Origin of the sequence: Bacillus basilensis (assembly GCF_050630465.1) — a bacterium.
GTDB lineage: Bacteria > Bacillota > Bacilli > Bacillales > Bacillaceae_G > Bacillus_A > Bacillus_A basilensis.
Map to the genome: position 1 here is coordinate 238,497 of NZ_JBNTQO010000006.1, position 23,313 is coordinate 261,809.

Genomic DNA, 23,313 nt, shown 5'->3' on the forward strand with positions numbered 1-23,313 from the left:
GAATGCTTGGTGGTTTTTTTAACTTAAACCAAAACGTGGCATATTATTAATAACCCATTGATTATTTTCATAAATAAATTCAACTTCTACTTTTTCCGTTACATTATCATAGTCATTATACGTTTCTACCTGTGCTTTTATTTTCTCATCCTTTAACTCGGCAGAAATAATTTTTGTAAATTTAGTTGCTGCTTTTGACCCTGGATCTCCAATAACATAGTGCATTTTTCCATTTAACTCTTTAATATACTTACTCTTCATATACTCTGCTATAAATGATTTTGAGAAGTACGTAGATAGCGTAGTCTCTAAATTATCTTTCTTATTATAAATAGGATTCACTAATTCCCCGTATGAAAAATCCCCTACTCGTTTTGGTTTTCCTGTTAGTGCAGCCATTTGAACATTAGTCAGTTCCTTCTGTGCATTCCATACTTTCTGTAACATAACGTTATCTGCTAGCTTCTTATCTTTTACTTCATTTGATTTCTTTGTATCCAGATTCATGATAGTTCCATTATCCGTATAGAGATACATATCTCCTGCTACAAAATATAAATAGGATTTAGTTGGTTCAACCGCTTTATTATAAATTACTTTTTCATTTCCACCATTCATTTTCTTCTTATATACTCCGTCCTTTTTTAAATAATAAAAAGTATCCCCTTTCACATTCATCTGCAAGGCATCCTTTACCAATAACTTTTCATTATTTTGTTGAAGGTCTATCTCATATATACCGTGCTCAGCTTTATTTGTTTCAAAAGGTAACGAAAAATCAACAACAGCATATAATTTTTCATTATTATACGTAGCACTAGATATTGTTGCATAATTTTCTTTTGACCAAGTTTTATTATCTTTTGTCACTTGTGTTCCACGATTTTTATTCCAATGTAGAATACTATCATCTATCGTTCGAGACCAACCGGAGTTTTGAAATGCAGCTTCTTCTTCCTGTCCCGTCTTCAAATCCATTTTTGCGATCCCTACAATGTCAAAACCACCATGCTCAGAATATTTTTTCGGATAAAATAAAGTTTGATCTTTAATATAAACATAATTTGTATCCTCTTTTAACGTGTCTAACTTTTTGCTAGATATATCATACTTCATTAAAGAAGATAATCCCGCATTCTTCTCTTCATCCGTATGAATAAAATATAAAGCTTTGTTTTTTATATTTATGTAAGAAGCATTTACACCTTCTACTACACATTCCGAAGTCTGAAATTGATCTTTCGTACGATAGATGCCTCCTGTATTTTTATCACCATTTACCGCATAGTAAACCCATCCCTTACTCTCTACCATCTTCCCTTTATTAGAACTGTTTCCAACCGAATTCCCGTTTTTCTCAGTCTCTTTCATCTGTTTTTCAACTACTGGATCAATTTGTTCTTCCAATTTTTCTTGTGCTACGTTTGTATTTGTCACCTTTTTTTCCGATTCACACCCAAACATTGCAAGTGAAAGCGTCCCAGTCATAATTGTAATAGCTATTTTTTTATATACTTTCCCCATTCTCCTACCCACTTCCTTCACAAAATTAAACACATCATGAATTATAGGGAAAAATAGAAAAAATATCCATAAAAAAAGATAAGAGTAACACTCCTATCTTTTCAAATAAAACCGAATGGTATTTTCATATAATGTTTCTGTAACCTTATCAATAGATATGTTTTTTATGATACTAATTTCATTTAATACTTCTCTAATCATTCTTGGGTGCGTCATAACGTCCTTTTGAAATTCCCACGGCCCATCTGTTTCTACCATCATATATTCAAGCGGATAATATGAAACGATTTTTCTAATTTTCTCCTTATGTAAAACATCCGGTGTAATAGAAATATGATAACCATTCGTCATCATCCGTTTCATTGTCTCCTCACTTCCTTTAAACCAATGGAAGTGCGCACGTGAAACTTTATATTCTTCAAGTAAATCACATACAATGTCAGCATCTTCAGAAACTGCGTGCAATACAATTGGTAAATCATACTCACTAGCTAGCCCTATAAATCTTTTCAATACAGCTATGTATGGATCTAGAGTAATCCTTTCATCTTCTTTCCTTAAATAATACGGTAAGCCTACTTCACCAATCGCTACTATATCCTCTACATGATCTTCAATTAATTTATAGATTTGCTGACATTCTTCTTTATGAATCGGTTGCTCTGGATGAAAACCTATTGCTGGATGTACAAAAGGATATCGCTTTGCTAAAGATAAAGTTTCTTTACATGATTGATAATTCATAGATACCGCAATAAGCCCCTGTATCTCTTTACTATTTTCCACATCTTTCAGTAATCTACTTCTCTCTTCATCCTTATATTGGTCAACATGTATATGACTATCCATCCATTTCATCTTTATTCCTCCATAAAAAAAACAAGAAAGGATCTCCCTTCTTGTTTTATCATCTATATTATTTAACAATTAAGTTTGTTATGATATCAAATAATCCAATACATACTACGGCAACAGTAAAGTAGCTACAGAAATCTTTAATTGGAAACTTCACTACTTCTTCTTTAAACATCCCATTCTTCTCCCTTCTTACTATATCCCTAATTATTTTTATCTATTTGTATCTATTATGCAAAAAATATGACAAATTTACTATCGAATTAACTTACGTAAACCTTACAATGTTGTAAGGTTTATAAAAAGGCCCCATCTACATACAGATGAGGGCTATTAAAAAGTAGTTGGTTTTTCATTCTTCATTACATTACAAACAGAAAGTAATACAGTGAGACTTTCTAATTACACTATATAAAATTCACTAGCTTTTAACCATCGAATTACATTACAGAAGACTTACATGTTTGTAAGCTACGTGTAATGTAATTCGATAGTTTCCCTTATCTATATTTCATACAATAAATTTAGAAAGTAAGCCAAATAAGAAGAACACTCGCATAACCAAATCACATTGCTAGTAGCTACTCTTCTTATACCTTTCACTCATGCTACTACAATGTACCCCCTTCCCCTTTATATAATAAAAAAAGCCTTAGCCCATATGGACTAAGGCTTTTTTACGCACCTAAAAATACCCCTACCTAGTATTTTCGTTTTCGACAAAAAATAGGCAGGGGTATATTTTGCTATCTCATCGCTAAAAGTTTACTCTTTGCATTAATAGGAATATTTACAGCTTCAATTTCTTCAATTGACTCGCCGTAGCGTCCTTTTGCGTACACCTTTAATGCTTCATCTCTCTTTAACATATGCTTAACAGTCTTCTTTATTTTTTGTTCTCTTCCACGTTCGTCAAATGCAATAAATTCATATTCATACCACTCATCACCAACATGCTGACCAATTGTATTCACAACCGTATAGTATTTTTTCGTCTTATAAAGCGGATTATATTTATCGATAACTGGTCCAAGTTTCGTAGGCAGTAACATTACTACTATCACTAGCATCGCTATTATAGTAGTGATCATTTTTTTCTTCATAATAAACATTCCTCCTCTGCAGGATATATATACATCCATTTTAAAAAGAAGGAATAAAATCTACTATTGAATCTCATTACATTACACTTACATTTTTGTAAGAATAAAAAAAGGTGAACGAATTTACTCGTTCACCTTTTAGCTCGCTTTAAAGCCACCACCAAGTACATCACGCACATCGTGAATAACAACGAAAGCATCTTCATCTACTCGACTAATAACTTGCTTTAACTTAACAAGCTCTTGTTTATTAATAACAACATATAAAACTTCTTTATTTTTACCAGTATATCCGCCGCGTCCTTCTAGTACAGTGACACCGCGTGTCATGTTTTTCGTAATAGCCTCACGTATTAGGTCTGGTTGATTCGAAATAATTGTAACAGCTGTTTTTGTATCCATTCCTTCTACAATAAAATCAATCACTTTCGCTCCGATGAATACTGCAACAAGTGTGTACATCGCTTTTTCTTGTCCTATTATAAATACAGAACCAGCAATTACAACGATATCAATAATAAGTACGCCTTTACCAACACTCCACCCTAAATATTGATTTGCTAACTGTGCTAAAATTGCCGATCCTCCTGATGTACCTCCAGCTTTGAACATACAGCCTAATCCGATACCTACAAACAAACCAGCAAATAAAGCTGCTAATAGTGTATCACTATTTACATGATACTCAATATGTTCTGTAACATATAAAAACAAGGATGTTTCTACAATCCCTAAAATTGTATAAACCATCGTTTTTTTATCAAAAAACTTATAACCAATAACTAGTAAAACTGCATTTATAGCAAAGTTCACAATCCCTGGTGACCAATCAAATAAGTAGTACGTAACAACCGTTAAACCAATAATTCCACCTTCCGATAAACGGTTTGGAATTGCAAAGTAATTAATACCAATTGCGAATAATAATGAACCAATTGTAATTAGTGTTATTTCCTTTATACGTTGATTAACCATAGTTCATCCCCTCCCCCCATTTGACATTGTATCACTATCTCCTAGAGGTTTAGAAGTGGTTTTTATTCCGCATTTTTCCTCTTAAAGATCGAGATATCATGTTTAAACAAAGGGGTGATTAATTATTCACATTTGCTCTAACTGTACGAACAAATCGCTCCACATTCCCTTTCTGAATATGCTTAGCTCTAACCGTTTCTTGATTACAAGTAAACTCAAAGTACGGATAAAAATCTATGCTATCTATATGCAAATATGAGTACTCTTTAAATGTTGAAGGATAGTACGGAAATTTCCCGTAAAACAGGAGACGTCTAGTAGTGGCAACAAAAATTCCATGTTGATAACATAACGTGAAATTATCCTTCTCAAAGATCCCTACCATAAAGGCTAAAATCTTTTCGTCATCTTCTATATACTTTTTCATACTTAATAAAAGTTCATTCATGCATATCCCTCCAAATACTATTCTTGAAAAGAATCCATGGATTGTTACAAACCGGCTTAACTCCTTTATAAAGTATGAAACGCGTTTCCTGTCAAAGATATTTCAAAAAAACAATCCGTTATGCACTTATGCACATAACGGATTAAAACTACACTGTAGATCGCTCCACAAGTTCATATGAAATTTCCACCTTTTCTTGTTTAGAGCTCTCATCACTTATTTTCCTGTAAAACATTTCAAAAGCCGTTTTCCCTATCTCCTTCAAATTTTGATCAATAGTTGTCAACTGCAACACTTGCGAAATAGGTTGGTTATCCAAACCAATAATCGCTAAATCCCCAGGAACTCGAATACCCAATTTCCCAACTTCCGTCATAACCCCAATTGCAACTTCATCTCCTGCTACTATTAACGCTTCAGGAAGATTCTGCATCCCTTTTAACTTATGAGCCACTCTCACACCATCTTCTAATGTAAAGCATTCTGTGAAAATCCATTCTTCATTAACTTCTTCATCTATAGATTGCAATTGCTGTTTATAAACATCAAAACGCTTTTGACTACTCGGTCCTAGCTTTCTTCCCGTACAATAACCAATTTTTTTATAACCTTTTTCAATAAGGTGATTCATTCCTAGTTGGAAAGCTGCCGAATGATTTGTATATACACTTGAGATGTTTGCAATATCATTATCTTCACAAGCAATGATTGTGCCGTAAGAAGCATACGGTTCTATCATTTCCCAATCATTTGCACGTGAACAAATAATAAGACCATCTAATTGTTTCGTTTTTAACATATGTAGACTTTTCATTTCTTCTTTTTTATTATAATTTGTTTGGCAAAGTAGCACCCTGTAATTATGAGTTAACGCTCCCTCCATCATTCCCCCTACCATTGCATCGAAGCTCGGATGATTAATATAAGGTAGAATTACACCAACAATATTCGTCTTTCCTTTTGATAAATGAACAGCATTTGCGTTTTGTGAGTAATTCAACTTCTCAACTATCTCTAAAACCACTTTCCTTTTTTCTTCACTTACGTACGGATGATCATTTAGCACCCTTGACACAGTCGTAACGGAAACTCCCGCCATCTTTGCAATATCTTTAATGTTAGCCATACACTCACCTCTACTTTTAACTTAATGAATCCCATGAACATATGTCAAATCTTCTTATCATTACAACTTCATTCGTTTCTCTTACAAAAGTGTAATTTTCCTGTAAGCTAATTCGATAGTGAATCTCCACAATATTTCATACCATTAAGTCAGAAACAGGGCAACAACTACTCGAAAAGGAGCGGATTCATATGATGAACAAAATGAAAATAAATAATTTCTTCAATACAATGGGCATGGTATTATCCGCTCTTTTCGATGCAAAAGCTGTTGCTTCTACATTAAACAAGTAAGGAGAATTCATTATGAATAACATCACTTTTAACAAATTAGATTTTTTAGGACTAGCTAGCGGATCAGTTCTTCTTACTACTTTGATTTACGCCGCTACGCTTGTATAAATTTCGTGTCCCCTTTCCCCTTTATATGGAAAAAGACGACCGTCTAGGTCGTCTTTTCTTATTTTTGATTTGATTCCAAAGCTTCCTTTAGCTTCTCAAACTTCTCATTTAATTGATCTGTCATCATTTTCATAGCTGTTTTTCGATCTATTTGTTCTTCCGCATCAATTTGAATCGGATCTCCAAAAATCAATTGTGCCCTTTTTCCTTTTATTAATTCTTTTATACTTGATGGACCAACATAAGCTGCCGGTACTAATGGAACGTTAGAACGCAGCGCAATCGTAACAGCTCCAGCTTTTAATGAAACGTCTTCTGTTGATCTCGTTCCACTTGGAAAAATCCCTACTACTTTCCCTTCTTTTAATAGGCGTGATGGAATTTTGAGTGTACTCGGTCCTGGATTCGCACGATCTACAGGGAATGCATTTACGTTTTTGAAGAACCAATTTTTGAATTTCCCTTCAAATAATTCTTTTTTGGCCATGTAATGAATTTGGGTCGGGTACATCCCTGTAGCTAACATTAATACATCCATAAAACTTGTATGTGTACACGCAACAACATACGGGCCACCTTCTGGTAACTTTTCTCTTCCTTGTACTTCTACTTTCCCAGCTGTTTTAAATATATATTTCAACAAAAATGTAATTGGTTTATACATTTGTTTCGTTCCTTTCTAAACATCCGAAGTATAATCATTTTCTTACAACAATTATAACACTAAGTTTTAGGAGTTGGTAATAAAAATAAGTATTAATTGTTAAATTTCAATCCTTACAAAAGTGTAATTTTTTTGTAAGCTAATTCGATAGTTACTTCTTACAATATTTCATACAATTAAGTCAGAAAGAAACAAGTAAGGAGAATTCATTATGCAAAACATCACTTTTAACAAATTAGACCTTTTAGGATTAGCTAGCGGCTCCCTTCTTCTTACTGCTTTGATTTACGCTGCTACGCTTGTATAACTTTGTGTCCCCTTTCCCCTTTATATAGAAAAAGACGACCGTCTATGCCCGGTCGTCTTTTTAAATGTTTCTTTCTTTTAACTCTTTTAAAAGCTCTATCATTTCAGCTTGTTGTTTTATCTTCTTACGACCATTTCGATTAATTGCTGCAAGCTCACAAGCAACTCCTACAGCGAAGAAAAACAATAAACTTTCTAACATATGAAATCCTCCAATTGCCTATTAAACTGCTTGACGTAATTGCTCTTCTTGTAAAATTTGCTTGTTTATATTTTCTTCTTTTCTCTGACAAACGTTATTGCGAATAAGTGCTGCAATAACAAGTAAGGTCCCTATAATATCAAACATCGTTATTTGATATCCTTGCATCATCATAATAATTAAAGTCGTAATGGGTACAAAATTAATAAATAAAATACCATTAATAGATGATAGAATTTTCACACCGTAATTCCAAGAGAGTAATGCTACAATTCCCGGTAATGTCATCATAAATAACAAATCATATTTCACAATAGAAAGCGTTCCCATATTCGGTACCGATACATATCCAAGTGCCGTTATAATTATTGTTATAATTCCTGTAACAGTCGTACCAAATACACACGTCAACGTAGAATAACGTAATGTTGACCAATCGCTACACGTTTGACCACCCATCGTATAAATAACCCAACCTACAACTCCAACAAATATACATGCTAGTGAAAACATGTTATCTTTCAATGTTAAAAAGAAACTCATGTCACCTTTCGTAATAACAAATACAGCTCCTACAAAAGCGATAACCATGCTCGTTATCATATATTTTTTCGGTTTCACATGCTTATATCCCCATAGAATACAAATAGAAATCATCGGCATAAGTGCTTCCATAATGGAGGCTACCATCACACCTGACTTTCCCATTAACATTTGCCCTAAAAATATAAGTACATTATATACAGTAAACGCCATCGTTCCGAAAAAGACGAGTAACTTTCCTCTTCCCTCTAAACGAAATGCCTGTTTTCCTTCTTTTATTAACAATAATACAATCAGCACTATTGCCACCGCTCCATAGCGAATAAGTGAAAAATAAAATGGATCTATGTATTCTAGTGCATGATCAGCAACTGGAAACATCGCTCCCCATGACATACTTGCAATTAAACATGCTAAAGCCCCTATTATCATTTGACCTCTTCTCACCACAATCCCCCGTTTCTTTCTATTTGCACAAAGAGAATTGTAAAAGAAAAAATATATCACGTAAAATGATTCAAAATGATGTTAACTATCACTTATAATGATAGTTAACATCAAGGAGGATCATATTATGGAATTAAGAGACTTACAAATCTTCCAGAGCGTTGCTGACCAAGGTAGTGTAAGTAGCGCAGCAAAGGAATTAAATTACGTACAATCAAATGTCACCGCACGTATTAAACAGTTAGAAAACGAGCTGAAAACACCGCTCTTTTATCGTCATAAACGAGGCATGACTTTAACAGCTGAAGGCAGAAAAATGCTCGTTTATGTTAATAAAATTTTGCAAGATGTCGATGAGCTAAAACAAGTATTTTTAGATAGTGAAACACCCTCTGGCATATTAAAAATCGGTACAGTCGAAACAGTAAGTACATTACCTACCATTTTATCTTCTTACTATAAAAGCTATCCAAATGTCGATTTGTCATTACAAGCAGGTCTAACAGAAGAACTAATTAGAGAAGTACTTAATCATCAATTAGATGGTGCCTTTATATCGGGTCCTATTAAACATCCACTAATCGAGCAATACGATGTTAGTACAGAAAAATTAATGCTTATAACACAAAATAAAGCTTTTCATATCGAAGAATTTACAACAACGCCTCTACTCGTTTTTAACCAAGGATGTGGATACCGTTCCAAACTAGAACGATGGCTGAAAGATGAAGGTTTGCTCCCAAAAAGAATTATGGAATTCAATATATTAGAAACGATATTAAACAGTGTTGCACTCGGCCTTGGAATTACACTCGTACCACAGTCTGCTGTCCATCATCTTTCTAAAGCAGGTAAAGTGCATTGCCATGCAATCCCTGAAAAATATGGTAGTATTTCAACGGTTTTCATACGCCGCAAAGATAGCTATATGACGAATTCAATGCGTAGCTTTTTAAAAACAATTGAAGAGCACCACCACATTAATATGCTTTAAAAGACATTCTTACACGAATGTCTTTTTTTCTTACAAAAGTGTAAGTCTTCCGTAAGCTAATTCGATAGTTGTAACGGATCATATTTCCTATAATTAAGATATAAAGCAGGGCAACAACAATTCGAAAAGGAGCGGATACGCATGATGAACAAAATGAAATCAAACAAATTTTTAAATACAATGGGCATGGTGCTATCCGCACTTGTCGATGCAAAAGCAGTTGCAACTACATTAAACAAATAAGGAGAGATTATAATGAACAACATTACTTTCAACAAATCAGACTTTTTAGGACTTGCAAGTGGAGCGGCTCTTCTTACAGCTTTCATTTACACACTTGCTCAAGGTCTTGTTTAACACTTTCACTTTGTTTCCCCAAACCCCTTTATATATAGAAAAAGCTGCTCGTCTTATAGACAAGCAGCTTTTTAGTTTGTTTCATATATAATCTGGCCTGTTTTCGTCATATCGTATCCGCCAATCGCTTTTAATTCATTATGAAATTCTTCCGATTGCAGAATGTCTTTCACAATTTCGATCAGCTCTTCATTTTCTTTATTCTTCAAAATCACTAAATCATACTGTTCTTTCATAATTGAAATAAAGTCTACATTTACAATTTGCGAAAACTTTTCTGAACCTACTCCCACATCAGCTTTTTCATTCGCGACTTGCGTGGCAACACCAAGATGATTTGATTCTTCCCATTCATATCCACTAATACGTTCTTTATTTAACTTTTGAATTCGCAATTGTTCATCCACTAACACTCTAATGCCAGAACCTTTTTCTCGATTTACAAATCGTATAGATGACTGAGATAAATCAGCCCATGTTTTTATATTTTTTGGATTCCCCTTTTGCACATAAAACCCAACGTTCCTTGCTAATAAATTAATCATAATACATGGTTGTCCAACTAAAATACGTTTTACATACGGAACATTATATGTATCCGTTTCTCCATCAAACAAATGCAAGCTAACGATACTTCCTTCTCCTTGATACATCTTTACTAAACTCGTTAAACTACCTTGATATGCCCGTAATATATTTGAACTTGGCAGGCGATTTTCTATACGCTTTGCCAGCATATCTAATGTTAGTTCTTGCCCGCTAATAATACATGTATTCGAGATACTATTACTGTCATTCTTTACAGGAACAGCTTGTACATTCCCTGTTTTCATTTGCTTAATATATTGTTCTAAATCTGCTGCATCAATGCGCATTTGTCTACCAACTCTATAAGAAGGAAGTTCTCCTTTTTTAATTAAGTCGTATACAGTTAATTTTGATACTTTTAATCGTTTTGCTACTTCTTCCGTTGTGTAGGAATGATGATCCATAGACGATTCCTCACTTTCTTCCTTCATTGTAACAAAGAACTATATATTTCTCCTATTTTTTAAAAATATCTACATGTTCAAATTATATTCAATTATAACTAGTTATAATTAATTATATTTAGTTATAATTAATTATATCAAAACGAAAGGGGATTTTTTTATGAATAAGTTTACATTACGATCCATCGGGGCACTTATCCTTTCTTTTCTTCTTATATTTAGCGTTGCATGTACAAGCGGAGATAAGAAAGAGAAATCAACTGCTAAAGAAGGAAAGGCAGTTGAACTTACTATATCAGCAGCTGCAAGCTTACAAGATGCGCTAAAAGAAATTGAAACAAAATATAAAGAAAAAGAACCTAATATTAAACTTTCTTTTAACTTTGGTGCTTCTGGTGCACTTCAACAACAAATTGAACAAGGTGCACCTGCTGATTTATTCTTCTCAGCAGCAGAAGATAAATTCCAAACTCTTGTTAAAAAAGGATTCATTAATGAAAAAGATGGGAAAAATCTTCTTGGAAATGAGCTCGTTCTAGTCGTCCCAAAAGATAGTTCTCTTACAAAAATTCAAGATTTAAAAGATAAAAAGATTAAGAAAATCGCACTTGGTACACCTGAATCTGTACCTGCGGGAAAATACGCAAAGGCTTCTCTCACACATGAAAATCTTTGGAATGACATTCAAAATAAAATCGTATTTACAAAAGATGTTCGCCAAGTGTTAACATATGTAGAAACAGGTAATGTTGATGCTGGTATTGTATACAAAACAGATGCTCTTATTTCAGACAAAGTAAAGATTGGCGAGACAGCAGTAGCTACTTCTCATGATCCAATTCACTATCCTTTAGGTGTTATAAAAGAATCTAAGCACAAGAAAGAGGCGACTTCATTTTATGAATATTTGCAGTCAAAAGATGCACAATCTATCTTTAAGAAATATGGATTTACAGTCCTATCATAATTGCCATGAGCTTTGATTTTGATGCTATTGTGTCACCGATTTTTCTATCTTTACGAGTAGCTGCATGTGCCACTATTCTCGTTACAATTTTAGGGACGATTATCGGACGGGCATTGGCACGCTCCTCATGGAGATACAAAGTAATATTAGAAACTATTTTCTTATTGCCAATGGTACTTCCACCAACTGTAATCGGTTTTTTTCTCATTATCATTTTTGGAAATAATAGTCCCATTGGTATGTGGGTAGAATCATTGTTTCAGCAGTCTATTATGTTCACATCTACTGCTGCGGTCATCGCTTCCACAGTTGTTGCATTTCCGCTTATGTACCAATCAGCAAAGACAGGATTTTCTATCGCAAATGTACAAATTGAAGAAAGTGCTCGTGACCTTGGTGCAAGTGAATCTCAAGTTTTTCTGCACGTTACACTTCCTCTTGCATTTCCCACCTTACTAAGCGGAATGATTTTGAGCTTTGTTCGTGCACTAGGAGAATTTGGTGCTACACTCATGTTTGCTGGGAACATCCCTGGAAAAACACAGACAATCCCAACTGCCATTTACATGGCCATTGATGCAAGTAATATGCAACTCGCCTGGACACTTGTAGTTATCACTATTAGTATGTCTCTCGTATTTCTGCTATGTATTCAACTTATTAATAAAAGAATTACTAAATCTTAAAGCAGCTTTTTTCGAAGCTGCTTCTTTATTTCTTAGGAAATAAAATATGTCATCGGGAAATAACTGAATTTTACCTTTTATTTAAATATACATTCTATTTGAATTTACTTTCTAAAATAGGCAATTTCCTGTTATTATATGGAGGTGTTTCAAAAATTGAAGAAATGAAAACGCATTTATATCGTGAATTCTTCATCCTGTTTTAGCGATCGGTAATCTTCTACTCTATTAGTGGGGCATTACCGATCGTTAGAACGATATGTAATTATATTGGTATAGCAAACTGAAGGGAGTCTTGTAATGGACATTTTATTAGCGCTTCTTCCTGCAATTGCATGGGGAAACATCTTATTAGTAAGCGTAAAAATGGGCGGTGGTGCATATAGCCAAACGGTAGGTATGACAATCGGTGCTCTATTCTTCGCAACAATTATGTATGTATTTACTCAACCGGCTTTAACAATGACAATCTTGATTGTTGGTTTTATTTCAGGTTTATTCTGGGCTTTAGGACAAGTAAACCAATTAAAAACAGTTGAAAAGTTAGGTGTTTCTACTACTGTAACGATTTCTACTGGTATGCAACTTGTTGCAACTTCTATCTTTGGGGTTATCGCTTTCCGTGAGTGGACTACTACTACAACAATCATTATGGGAACGATTGCAATCCTATTAATCGTAGTCGGTGTTGTATTCACATCACTAGATGACAAAGAAAATGCACAACCACCAGGACAATTGAAAAAAGGACTTCTTACTTTAATTGTTTCTACTTTCGGCTATCTTGTATATGTAATTATCATTCGTTGGTATAATATCGATGGTTGGTCTGCTATTTTACCACAAGCAGTTGGTATGTTTGTTGGTGCGGTTGTACTGACATCTAAACATAAGCCATTTAACAAATATGCAATCCGTAATGCTTTATCTGGTTTACTATGGGGAACAGGAAACTTATTCTTACTTCTTTCATTACCACGTGTTGGAGTAGCAACAAGCTTCCCATTATCTCAAACTGGAATCGTTATCTCAACATTCGGTGCGATTGTCTTCTTAGGTGAAAAGAAAACAAAACGTCAATTGATCTTTATTGCACTAGGTAGTGTTTTAATTATCGGCGGCGCTGTATTACTTGGTCTAACAAAAGCATAAACTTATAATCTATTAACCCCTGAAGCATAACTGCTTCAGGGGTTTTTTATTACAACTATTTTTTAAATATAATAATCTTTACAACCTTATTTGCATCCCCCCTCCTCCCTCCAATTTCTTTCTTTTCACAATAAGTCTTTTCTTTTTACAAAATTCTCTTAAAGATGGTATCGTTTTTTATAACATATCTCTACTGGAAAGGAATAAAGGATATGCTTAACAAACATCGAATTCTATTTATTGGTGCTGGTCGTATGGCAGAAGCTATATTTTCCGGATTACTTAAAACAAGCAAAGAATATATCGAAGAAATTATCGTTTCTAACCGAAGCAATGTAGAAAAGCTAGAACAATTACAAGGGCGATATAATGTGTCTATTACAACAGATTGGAAGCAACATGTTACATCTGTTGATACGATTGTTTTAGCAATGCCGCCTGCTGCACATGAAGAATTATTAGCAGAGTTATCTCCGTTACTATCGAACCAACTTGTCGTAACGGTAGCTGCTGGCATTGGACCATCTTATTTAGAAGAAAGACTTCCCCAAGGAACGCCTGTTGCTTGGATTATGCCAAATACAGCTGCTGAAATTGGAAAGTCTATCTCCTTATATACAATGGGACAATCAGTAAATGAGATGCATCAAGAAACCCTGCAACTACTTTTAAAAGGCATTGGTACTTCGCAACTCTGCACTGAGGAAGAAATTCATCAGCTTACTGCAGTTACTGGAAGTGCACCAGCCTTCCTTTATTACTTTGCTGAAAGCTTAATTGAAGCAACAAAAAGTTATGGAGTCGATGAAGCAACCGCAAAACACCTTGTTATTCAAATGATTTCTGGCTCCGCTTCTATGCTTGAACAAACGCAAGATCCGGCTAACCTCCGCGAACAAGTAACAACGCCAGGTGGTTCCACAGCTGAAGGCCTCAAAACTTTATATGAGTATAATTTTTCAGAGGCAATTCAAAAAGCAGTAGAAGCAACAAACAAAAAAGCTAGGGGGAAATAATATGAGTTTAACAAGTTTAAAAGACTATACAACATTACATAACGGAGTAAAAATGCCTTGGTTCGGTTTAGGTGTTTTTAAAGTAGAAGATGGTTCAGAGGTAATTGATTCTGTAAAAGTAGCAATTAAAAATGGCTACCGCAGCATCGATACTGCAGCAATCTATCAAAATGAAGAAGGCGTTGGACAAGCGATTCGTGAATCAGGTGTTTCACGTGAAGAATTATTTATTACATCAAAAGTATGGAATAGCGATCAAGGATATGAAACAACACTTCAAGCATTTGAAACTACATTAGAAAAATTAGGTCTAGAATATTTAGATTTATATTTAGTACATTGGCCTGTAAAAGGGAAATATACTGAATCATGGAAAGCATTAGAAAAGCTTTATAAAGATGGTCTTGTTCGTGCTATCGGTGTGAGTAATTTCCACATTCACCACTTACAAGACGTATTTGAAATTGCTGAAATTAAGCCAATGGTCAACCAAGTGGAATACCACCCACGTTTAGCACAAGAAGAGTTACACGCTTTCTGTAAAGAACATAATATCCAGCTTGAAGCTTGGTCACCATTAATGCAAGGCCAACTACTAGATAACCCAGTGTTACAAGAAATTGCGACAAAATATAATAAATCAACTGCGCAAATTATTTTACGCTGGGATTTACAAAACGAAGTTGTAACAATCCCTAAATCTATTAAAGAACATCGCATTATTGAAAATGCAAACATCTTCGACTTTGAATTAAGTGCTGATGATATGAAAGCAATTCAAGCTTTAAATGAAGATCTTCGCGTTGGTCCAGATCCAGATAACTTTAACTTCTAGTAGAAAAACCACTGCCATATGCAGTGGTTTTTCCGTTAAAGAAAACTGAAAATTTAAACTATATTTCATTCGGTTGACACTTCATCATCCAAGGTGTAAGATTTTGAATTATCAAAGAAACACAAAATTTAATAAAGTTTATTTGTTTACTCATTGTATCAAGAGAGGTGGAGGGACTGGCCCTTTGAAACCTCGGCAACAGGTTCATTTTGAATACTGTGCCACTTCCTGCAAGCTTTATGGCTTGAAAGATAGAATGAGGGACTTCGTTTATATACGGGTGCATAACTTGTACGTAAAAATCCCTCTTTCTCAATACGAAAAGAGGGATTTTTTATTTTTCATTTCCCTCATCATCATCCAAACTTAATTATTTAGGAGGAAAATCAAATGAAAAAGAAGTTTGTACCCGGTATTGCATCAGTTGTAGGAGTAAGTATTTTATTAACTGGTTGCGGTAGTTATAAAAACGAAGCAAGTGGAGCAAATGCAAAAGACGAGGCACCTAGTAAGCAGGTTTTAAACTTATCTTCACCTACTGAAATACGAACAATGGATACAGCTCGTGCTACAGATACTGATTCTGGTCAAGTAATGAGAAACGTATTTGAAGGTTTGTATAATCTTGGTGAAGGTAACAAACCTGTCCCTGGTGTTGCAAAATCTCATGAAGTAAGTGGCGATAAAACGAAATACACATTCCATTTACGAGATTCAAAATGGTCAAACGGCACTCCTGTTACAGCGAAAGATTTTGTCTTCGCTTGGCAAAGAGCTGTCGATCCAGCAACAGCCTCTGAATATGCATTTTTATTCTTTGATATTAAAAACGCAACAAAAATTAACAACAAAGAACTTCCAGCCGACCAACTTGGTGTAAAAGCAGTTGATGACCATACGTTTGAGGTAGAATTAGAGCGTCCTGTTCCATATTTTATTAGTTTAACAGCGTTCCCAACATTTCTACCAATTAACGAGGAATTCTTTAAAGCACAAGGTGATAAGTACGCTTTAGAAGATAATACAATCTTGTACAATGGAGCTTTTACACTAAGCGATTGGAAGCACGAACAAAGCTTTAAATTCAAGAAAAACCCTACCTATTGGGATAAAGATACTGTCAAACTAGAAGAAATCAATTTTAACGTAGTAAAAGAAAAATCAACAGAAGTAAATTTATTCGAATCAAAACAATTAGACCGTATAAAATTAACATCTGACTTCGTTGATAAATATAAAAAGGATGCGAACTTTAAAGAACGCCCGAACGTAGGCGTACAATTTTTACGTATGAATCAACAAAACAAAGTACTTCAAAACGTTTCTGCACGCCAAGCAATTGACCAAACAATTGATCGAAAATCCTTTGTAAATACGTTATTAAATGATGGCTCTACACCAACCTTTGGCCTCGTTCCAAAAAACTTTGCAAAAGGGACTGATGGAAAGGACTTCCGTACTATAAACGGAGATTTAACCAAAGTTGATACAAAATCTGCACAAGAGTTATGGAAGAAAGCTAAACAAGAGCTTGGTTCTGAAAAAATCACATTAGAATTATTAACAAGTGATGCTGACCTTGATAAGAAAACTGGTGAGTTCTTAAAAGGACAACTAGAAAAGAACTTAGACGGATTAACAGTAAATGTAAAACCACAACCACGTAAACAACAAGTTTCACTTTTATTAAAAGGTGACTATGAAATCGGCATTGACGGCTGGAGTCCTGACTTTGCTGATCCAATTACATTCCTTGAACTATTTACAACGAATAACCCTTACAACTTAGATCATTACTCTAATAAGGAGTTCGATGAAACAATTGAGAAAGTTAAAACGACTTTAGCTGGTGATGAAAAAGCTCGTTGGAAAGCATTACTAGCATCCGAGAAAATATTATTTAAAGACTCTGTTATCGCTCCTCTTTACCAAAAAGGTGAATCTTATTTAGAACGTTCTTATGTGAAAGGAATTGTACAAGTAGACTTTGCAGGTCAATTAAACTTCAAATGGGCACAAATTGAAAAATAAAAGGCAACCTGAATTGAAGTTTTTCTCCCCATACCAATTGTTTTATTGGAAAAATGTATTAAAAGCGGATTTCTCAATGAGAGAAAATCCGCTTTTTCAATATAGTATTTTTAAAAAATAATACTCCAACTTTTATTATTGACATATAGTTCTTTCCAGTGTTAATATTCTAAATAATCAAATAAACGAAATATTTAACCATCAAAATATAATGTCTACTACGTTGAAACATATAACGACAGATTATAGCTCAACATGTATATACATATAGAACACCTGATTACCTACATGCACATATTTATAATAGGTTTTTTCTTCTTCTATAGATATACTTCAAAACATGGACATTAAGACGTTACGAACAACACATTTAGGGAGGAACGAACAATAAAGAAAAAAGTTGTACCTGTTGTTGCATCTGTTTTAGGGGCAAGTCTATTACTAACTGCTTGCGGGGGAAATAAAGATAACGCAAGCGGAGCGAAAGCAAATGATAAAGCACCTGATAAACAGGCAATTAACTTATCATTTGCTTCAGAAATTCCAACAATGGATGTTGCAAAAGCAACGGATGGGGAATCCATGAACGTAATGCGCAATGTTTTTGAAGGTTTATATGCAATGAGAGAAGATAATAAACCGATTCCTGGTGTTGCTGAGTCGGTTGACGTTAGTTCCGATAAAACAAAATATACATTCCACCTGCGTGATTCAAAATGGTCAAACGGTACTCCTGTTACAGCAAAGGATTTCGTCTTCGCTTGGCAACGTGCCGTAAATCCTGATACAGCAGCTGAATATGCATTCTTATTCTTCGATATAAAGAATGCGAAACAAATAAACCAAAAACAATTACCGGTTGATCAATTAGGTATTAAAGCTCTTGATGATAAAACTTTAGAAGTACAACTAGATCGTCCTGTTCCCTACTTCTTAAGCTTAACGACATTCTCAACATTCTTACCAATTAATGAAGAGTACTTAAAATCTCAAGGTAATAAATACGGTTTAGAAACAAATCATTTAATTTACAACGGTGCTTTCACATTAGATAACTGGAAGCATGAGCAAAGCTTCCAATTAAAGAAAAACCCTAACTATTGGGATGCTAGAACAGTAAAATTAGAAGAAATTAACTTCAATGTCGTTAAGGATAAATCTACAGAAGTTAACTTATATGATTCTGGACAAATTGATCGTGTTGCTTTGACTGCGGAGTTTGTTGATAAATATAAGAGCGATCCAAACTTCAAAGAACGCGCTGAAGTTGGCATTCAATTTTTACGACTCAATCAAAAAAATGAAACATTAAAAAATCAACATGCACGCCTTGCTATTAACGGCGCAATGAATAAAAAGGCATACGTAGAAACAATTTTAAATAACGGCGCTGTTCCAGCTGAAGGAATGGTTCCTGCGAAATTTGCAAAGAGTCCAGAAGGGAATGACTTCCGTAAAGAAAATGGAAATCTAATCAAAGATGATGTGAAAACAGCGAAAGAAAACTGGAAAAAAGCGAAGCAAGAACTTAGTACTGACAAAGTAACAATTGAACTATTAACTAGTGATAATGCTTTAGCTAAAAAGACTGGTGAATATTTAAAAGGTGAACTAGAAAAGAACCTAGATGGATTAACAGTGAATTTAAAACCACAACCACGTAAACAACAGTTAAAACTACTATTAAGTGGTGACTATGAAATCGGTATTGATGGCTGGGGCCCTGACTTCGCTGATCCAATTACATTCTTAGATTTATTTACAACAGATAATGCTTATAACTTCGATAAATACTCTAATAAAGAGTATGATGAGCTAATTCATAAAGTAAAAACAGATTTAGCTGGTGATGAAAAAGCTCGCTTTGAAGCAATGAAGCAAGCTGAAAAAATCTTATTGCAAGACGGTGCTGTCGCTCCTTTATACCAACAAGGTCGCTCTTACTTACAACGCGGATTTATTAAAGGACTTGTAACAACTGACTTCGGCGGTGAGTTTAACTACAAGTGGACAGAAGTTGCAAAATAATAAAGTAATCACTGCTATTGATTGTGTAACTAATATAATAACTAATAATGCAATAATATTTTTCTCTAAACTAACTCCTCCAAATATTATTGTATAATAGCCATTCGCTGCATATGTTGCGGGAAATAATTCACCAATTGTTTGATATGTTTTAGAAAGCATTTCATGTGGTACGATTACCCCTGAACTTACAAGTTGTAACGATAGCGAGATAATATTAAAAATCATACCTGCGTTTCCAAACACAGTTAGAACCATTTGTGTTAATGAAAGAAAGGCAAAGAAAACTATTGTCAATAATCCTCTTTCCCTTCTTTTTGCATTGAACCAAAACTCATCATAAATATAAACAAAAACATCAAATATGTCCTCCACGTCAAAGAAGGTATATGCCCTGACCAAAGATAGCTAATCAAATAGTTAATCCCTATAATACAAGACGACACTACTAAACTAATGCTTATTAGTTTTACATATTTGAACATATCTTTTCTCCTTACTTTTCTATCTCTTCAAATTGCAGATTTACCGGCTCTTCTAAAATTGTTTCATAAAAGTTTTCAGCCAAATCTGTTGAAGGAATTTTTTTATCCACTTCAGCAAACCGTATACTATCTAGCCACACACAACCTTCTCCTGATAATAAAACACCAAATGCGATACCAAGCGCTTCTTCTTTTATATCTAATACAACCGAGTATGATTGCCAGTTATTCGTATTTTTAATGGGGCGATTTTGCATGTTATCCATAGCAAGCGGTTCTGTATCTTTTCCGTCTACTCGCATCCACAATCCTGCCCAATCTTTTACATTCTCACTCTTAACAAATGCTGTAAAACGTAACCTCTTTCCTACATACTTATCCGCTCGGAACATTTGCATTAATGTTGAAAATCCTCCGTGCGTAACATTCTCTTTTGCTTTTATGTATGCAGATACTTTTCCTTGATGGACAACTTCATAATCTAAACCCATCTCATATTCGGCAGGATGACTCCCACTTAAGATCCATCCTTTCGGTATACCTTTTTGCATTGAAACACCCTCTCTTTCTATATAAAATGACTGAAAGTACTTTCGATATTTCTTTGGCGGCAATTGAAACATTCTTTTAAAAGCTCTCGTAAATGCCTCTTGTGAGGAAAAACCATATTGCATTGCAATATCAATAACAGCTCTCTCAGTTGACACTAAAACCTGTGCAGCATGAGTTAATCTTCTCTTTCTAATATAATCCGTTACACTCATCCCGATATATCTTTGAAAAATACGATGGAAATGATACATCGATACTGCACTGTGAGACACTACTCTTTCTGTTGTAAGCTCCTCCTGTAAATAATCCTCTATATATTCAATTGCTTCTTTTATCATCTCTTTATATTCTTCATGCATTTTAGTACTCCCTCACAACTTCAATTTACCATATACATACAAATTATTTTTGATTTAAATTGCGGATTAAACCTTGTGGCTATAGGATAATAATTTATTTTCAACACATACATAATTACATGATTTTTGGAAAAACTTGTATAGAATGAATTTACATAAGGAGGAATTTATAATGAGAATTTTACTATCAGTTTTATTAGCTCTTATGCTAGTACCTGCATTAACAGGATGTAAGGCTCCTGCAAAAGAAGATACAACTTCGAATAAGAAAACGACTGAAGAAGCAAAAAATGAGACTTCTGCAGACTTAAAACTTAACTTTAATGAATTTAGTTTAGATGCAGACTATCAAGATACGAAGAAAGACTACGAAGCTGATTATAAAAATGTAGCAGCTGATAAGAAAATGGAAGCAAAAATTGAAGATCATAAAGCAAATGTAAATTTAACAGGAGACGAAGCTATCACAAAACTAAGCCCACTTCTACAAGAATTAAAATTTGATAAAGATACTCCTGACCAAGAAGTAATCGATCAAGTCTTAAACGTGTTCAAACTTGATAAAGACTATCAAAAATTTGAGTTAGAAGTTGTCTTCTCTGACGGAACGAAAAAAGAATATAAAAGAGAAATAAAATAAAGAAGTAGGCGGTTGCCTACTTCTTTATTTTATTTTTTAGCATATCGTAAGCTTGGTTGAGATCCTACATAGTATTCTAATCCAGATACAGATGATTTTTGTAAATACGCATCTGTTGGGAATACAAGTGGGATTAAAGGATATTCTGTAAACATAATATCTTCCGCTTGATGCAATAAGTCAAAACGTTTATTTTCATCTTGTTCTAATTTCGCTTGATTGATTAAATTATCGAAGTCTTTATTAAACCATTTCGCATAGTTATTTGGTCCATCACCTGCATAAATTTCTAATTGAGCTGCTGGATCTAATGTAGATCCTCCCCATCCCATATATGCAATTTGGAAGTCACTTTGTTTGTACATATCGATATAACTTTTCCACTCTTTACCTTCTATTTTTACATCTACCCCAAGATTCTTCTTAAACATTTCTTGAAGTGTTTCAGCTATTTTCTTTTTATCTGAATATTTCACTGTTACTTCTGGAAGTGTAGTCCATCCTTCTTCCTTCATTCCTTCTTCTAATAGATTCTTAGCTACCGCAGGATCATATTGAAAATAATCGCCTTTCTCTTTACGGAAATCGCGGCCACCTTCTGTTTTTGCTCCTTCTGGAACAAAGCCATATGCTTCTTTTGCATTATTCTTTAATATTTTCTCTACGATAAACTTACGATCTACAGCTAATGCAAAAGCTTTACGAATTTTAGCATTTGTAAATGGTGGCTTCTCTGAGTTAAATGAGTAAATATGAGTTGAGTAGTCTTGCATTTTTTTAAACTCTTTATTATTTTGTTCCTTCTCAACTAAATCTGTTGGTATGTGAGATAATAAATCTAGTTCTCCAGATTTGTATAATTGATACGCTGTTTTACCTTCAGGAATAATACGGAATTCAATTTCTTTTGATGCTACTTTTTTATCATGAAACTCTTTATTTTTTTCTAAAATAATCGCTTGGTTATGCTTCCATTCTTTCAATGTGAAAGGACCATTTGTAATTAATTCTTTTGGATCTACTTTTAGTTTACCTTTTTCATCAATAGATTTTTTATTAAGTGGAATATATAACGACTGAGATAATGTACGTTTAATAGATGTCACTGGGTGTTCAAATTGTAGCTTTAGAGTTACGTCATCTACTGCTTGAATTCCTACTGCATCTTCTGCACCTTTCCCTGTATTAAATGCTTCTCCACCTTTAATGAAATATAGTTCTGTTGCATTCATAGAGCCCGTTTTTGGATTTAATATTCTCTTCCAAGCAAATTCAAAATCTTTTGCTGTTAACGGGGAACCATCAGACCATTTTAGTCCTTTCTTCAAATAGAACGTATACTCTTTTCCATCCGCTCCAGCTTCCTCTTTATCTACTAAATCCTTTTCAAACTTCCCATCACTTGTCTGTCTATACAAAGTTGCAAATAAGTGCTCAATTACATAATTAGAGTTATTATCTGTTGAAATTGCTGAGTCTAACGTATAAGGATCACTGCCAAGATTCGTTACAAAACGATCTCCTTTACTAGCACTTGCTTTTGAAGTGTCTTTCTTACCACAAGCAACAGAAGTAATTGCTAATACGGTCATAATGACAAATAATAAAAACTTCTTCATCTTACC

Annotated in this window: 26 protein-coding genes and 1 riboswitch; of the genes, 12 read left to right on the plus strand and 14 right to left on the minus strand. The window is 34.1% G+C overall.

Translation table 11 applies throughout. The features are described 5' to 3' along the window. Positions 1-18: 18 nt before the first annotated feature. From ACQVV1_RS15315 to ACQVV1_RS15340, 6 genes are all read right to left on the minus strand, one after another. Entirely contained in the window at positions 19-1,524 is a 1,506-nt protein-coding gene (locus tag ACQVV1_RS15315) for a DL-endopeptidase inhibitor IseA family protein (RefSeq protein ID WP_242256342.1), read from the minus strand. Positions 1,525-1,617: 93 nt separating this feature from the next. Continuing rightward, positions 1,618-2,382 (minus strand): TatD family hydrolase, encoded by a 765-nt coding sequence (locus tag ACQVV1_RS15320; RefSeq protein ID WP_431169058.1) that lies wholly within the window; start codon positions 2,380-2,382, stop codon positions 1,618-1,620. A 743-nt stretch (positions 2,383-3,125) separates the two neighbouring features. After that, positions 3,126-3,482 (minus strand): YxeA family protein, encoded by a 357-nt coding sequence (locus tag ACQVV1_RS15325; RefSeq protein WP_431169059.1) that lies wholly within the window; start codon positions 3,480-3,482, stop codon positions 3,126-3,128. Between the two features lie 138 nt (positions 3,483-3,620). Then, on the minus strand, positions 3,621-4,457 hold the full coding sequence (locus tag ACQVV1_RS15330) for a YitT family protein (RefSeq protein WP_242256344.1): 837 nt from the start codon (positions 4,455-4,457) through the stop codon (positions 3,621-3,623). Between the two features lie 118 nt (positions 4,458-4,575). Next, complete coding sequence (locus ACQVV1_RS15335; protein ID WP_242256346.1) at positions 4,576-4,905, minus strand: PH domain-containing protein; 330 nt, start codon at positions 4,903-4,905, stop codon at positions 4,576-4,578. A gap of 148 nt (positions 4,906-5,053) precedes the next feature. Then, a complete protein-coding gene (locus tag ACQVV1_RS15340) occupies positions 5,054-6,031 on the minus strand; it encodes a LacI family DNA-binding transcriptional regulator (RefSeq protein ID WP_242256348.1) in 978 nt (325 codons plus the stop codon). A 305-nt stretch (positions 6,032-6,336) separates the two neighbouring features. Between ACQVV1_RS15340 and ACQVV1_RS15345 the strand changes: the two genes are divergently transcribed. After that, on the plus strand, positions 6,337-6,432 hold the full coding sequence (locus tag ACQVV1_RS15345; protein ID WP_064774810.1) for a DUF3948 family protein: 96 nt from the start codon (positions 6,337-6,339) through the stop codon (positions 6,430-6,432). A gap of 58 nt (positions 6,433-6,490) precedes the next feature. Here ACQVV1_RS15345 and ACQVV1_RS15350 read toward each other — a convergent pair whose 3' ends face one another. After that, complete coding sequence (locus ACQVV1_RS15350; RefSeq protein WP_242256350.1) at positions 6,491-7,096, minus strand: lysophospholipid acyltransferase family protein; 606 nt, start codon at positions 7,094-7,096, stop codon at positions 6,491-6,493. Between the two features lie 211 nt (positions 7,097-7,307). Between ACQVV1_RS15350 and ACQVV1_RS15355 the strand changes: the two genes are divergently transcribed. After that, complete coding sequence (locus tag ACQVV1_RS15355) at positions 7,308-7,403, plus strand: DUF3948 family protein (protein ID WP_001179705.1); 96 nt, start codon at positions 7,308-7,310, stop codon at positions 7,401-7,403. 60 nt (positions 7,404-7,463) lie between these two features. Here ACQVV1_RS15355 and ACQVV1_RS15360 read toward each other — a convergent pair whose 3' ends face one another. Continuing rightward, positions 7,464-7,604 (minus strand): YrzO family protein, encoded by a 141-nt coding sequence (locus ACQVV1_RS15360; protein ID WP_000894066.1) that lies wholly within the window; start codon positions 7,602-7,604, stop codon positions 7,464-7,466. Between the two features lie 21 nt (positions 7,605-7,625). Next, on the minus strand, positions 7,626-8,594 hold the full coding sequence (locus ACQVV1_RS15365; protein ID WP_431169060.1) for a DMT family transporter: 969 nt from the start codon (positions 8,592-8,594) through the stop codon (positions 7,626-7,628). Positions 8,595-8,721: 127 nt separating this feature from the next. Between ACQVV1_RS15365 and ACQVV1_RS15370 the strand changes: the two genes are divergently transcribed. Both ACQVV1_RS15370 and ACQVV1_RS15375 read left to right on the plus strand, forming a co-directional pair. Next, positions 8,722-9,588, plus strand: a complete 867-nt coding sequence (locus tag ACQVV1_RS15370; RefSeq protein ID WP_063223568.1) for a LysR family transcriptional regulator — start codon at positions 8,722-8,724, stop codon at positions 9,586-9,588. Positions 9,589-9,843: 255 nt separating this feature from the next. Continuing rightward, positions 9,844-9,945 carry a DUF3948 family protein gene (locus ACQVV1_RS15375; protein WP_064774809.1) on the plus strand — a complete coding sequence of 34 codons (102 nt, stop codon included), beginning with the start codon at positions 9,844-9,846 and terminating at the stop codon, positions 9,943-9,945. A gap of 71 nt (positions 9,946-10,016) precedes the next feature. Here the strand turns inward: ACQVV1_RS15375 and ACQVV1_RS15380 are convergent, their stop codons facing one another. Next, positions 10,017-10,964 (minus strand): substrate-binding domain-containing protein, encoded by a 948-nt coding sequence (locus tag ACQVV1_RS15380; RefSeq protein ID WP_431169061.1) that lies wholly within the window; start codon positions 10,962-10,964, stop codon positions 10,017-10,019. Between the two features lie 133 nt (positions 10,965-11,097). On the opposite strand from ACQVV1_RS15380, the gene modA reads away from it, so the two are divergent. The 7 genes from modA (at position 11,098) to ACQVV1_RS15415 (ending at position 19,652) form a co-directional block, all read left to right on the plus strand. After that, positions 11,098-11,904 carry a molybdate ABC transporter substrate-binding protein gene (modA, locus tag ACQVV1_RS15385; RefSeq protein WP_242256356.1) on the plus strand — a complete coding sequence of 269 codons (807 nt, stop codon included), beginning with the start codon at positions 11,098-11,100 and terminating at the stop codon, positions 11,902-11,904. Between the two features lie 5 nt (positions 11,905-11,909). Next, complete coding sequence (gene modB, locus ACQVV1_RS15390; RefSeq protein WP_242256358.1) at positions 11,910-12,590, plus strand: molybdate ABC transporter permease subunit; 681 nt, start codon at positions 11,910-11,912, stop codon at positions 12,588-12,590. A 300-nt stretch (positions 12,591-12,890) separates the two neighbouring features. After that, positions 12,891-13,742, plus strand: coding sequence for a GRP family sugar transporter (locus tag ACQVV1_RS15395; protein ID WP_063223565.1), 852 nt, complete (start codon positions 12,891-12,893; stop codon positions 13,740-13,742). Between the two features lie 212 nt (positions 13,743-13,954). After that, entirely contained in the window at positions 13,955-14,758 is an 804-nt protein-coding gene (gene proC, locus ACQVV1_RS15400; RefSeq protein ID WP_063223564.1) for a pyrroline-5-carboxylate reductase, read from the plus strand. A 1-nt stretch (position 14,759) separates the two neighbouring features. Beyond that, positions 14,760-15,593 (plus strand): aldo/keto reductase, encoded by an 834-nt coding sequence (locus tag ACQVV1_RS15405; RefSeq protein WP_242256360.1) that lies wholly within the window; start codon positions 14,760-14,762, stop codon positions 15,591-15,593. 152 nt (positions 15,594-15,745) lie between these two features. Continuing rightward, a riboswitch (SAM riboswitch) is annotated at positions 15,746-15,851 on the plus strand. A gap of 132 nt (positions 15,852-15,983) precedes the next feature. Continuing rightward, positions 15,984-17,624 (plus strand): peptide ABC transporter substrate-binding protein, encoded by a 1,641-nt coding sequence (locus ACQVV1_RS15410; RefSeq protein ID WP_309259612.1) that lies wholly within the window; start codon positions 15,984-15,986, stop codon positions 17,622-17,624. Positions 17,625-18,011: 387 nt separating this feature from the next. After that, positions 18,012-19,652 carry a peptide ABC transporter substrate-binding protein gene (locus tag ACQVV1_RS15415; RefSeq protein WP_431169066.1) on the plus strand — a complete coding sequence of 547 codons (1,641 nt, stop codon included), beginning with the start codon at positions 18,012-18,014 and terminating at the stop codon, positions 19,650-19,652. Here the strand turns inward: ACQVV1_RS15415 and ACQVV1_RS15420 are convergent. From ACQVV1_RS15420 to ACQVV1_RS15430, 3 genes are read right to left on the minus strand one after another with little or no spacing between them, the layout of a single operon-like run. Then, entirely contained in the window at positions 19,569-19,949 is a 381-nt protein-coding gene (locus tag ACQVV1_RS15420) for an ABC-2 transporter permease (RefSeq protein ID WP_242256364.1), read from the minus strand. The two genes, ACQVV1_RS15415 and ACQVV1_RS15420, sit on opposite strands and share 84 nt — an antisense overlap. Further along, positions 19,946-20,137, minus strand: coding sequence for a hypothetical protein (locus ACQVV1_RS15425; protein ID WP_242256366.1), 192 nt, complete (start codon positions 20,135-20,137; stop codon positions 19,946-19,948). Before ACQVV1_RS15425 ends, ACQVV1_RS15420 begins: the two co-directional genes overlap by 4 nt. An 11-nt stretch (positions 20,138-20,148) precedes the next feature. Then, positions 20,149-21,048: a helix-turn-helix transcriptional regulator gene (locus tag ACQVV1_RS15430; protein WP_242256369.1), complete on the minus strand. Its 900-nt coding sequence runs from the start codon at positions 21,046-21,048 to the stop codon at positions 20,149-20,151. 172 nt (positions 21,049-21,220) lie between these two features. Between ACQVV1_RS15430 and ACQVV1_RS15435 the strand changes: the two genes are divergently transcribed. Further along, entirely contained in the window at positions 21,221-21,688 is a 468-nt protein-coding gene (locus ACQVV1_RS15435; protein WP_242256371.1) for a YusW family protein, read from the plus strand. A gap of 29 nt (positions 21,689-21,717) precedes the next feature. Here ACQVV1_RS15435 and ACQVV1_RS15440 read toward each other — a convergent pair whose 3' ends face one another. Next, complete coding sequence (locus tag ACQVV1_RS15440; protein WP_242256373.1) at positions 21,718-23,307, minus strand: peptide ABC transporter substrate-binding protein; 1,590 nt, start codon at positions 23,305-23,307, stop codon at positions 21,718-21,720. Positions 23,308-23,313: the final 6 nt, after the last annotated feature.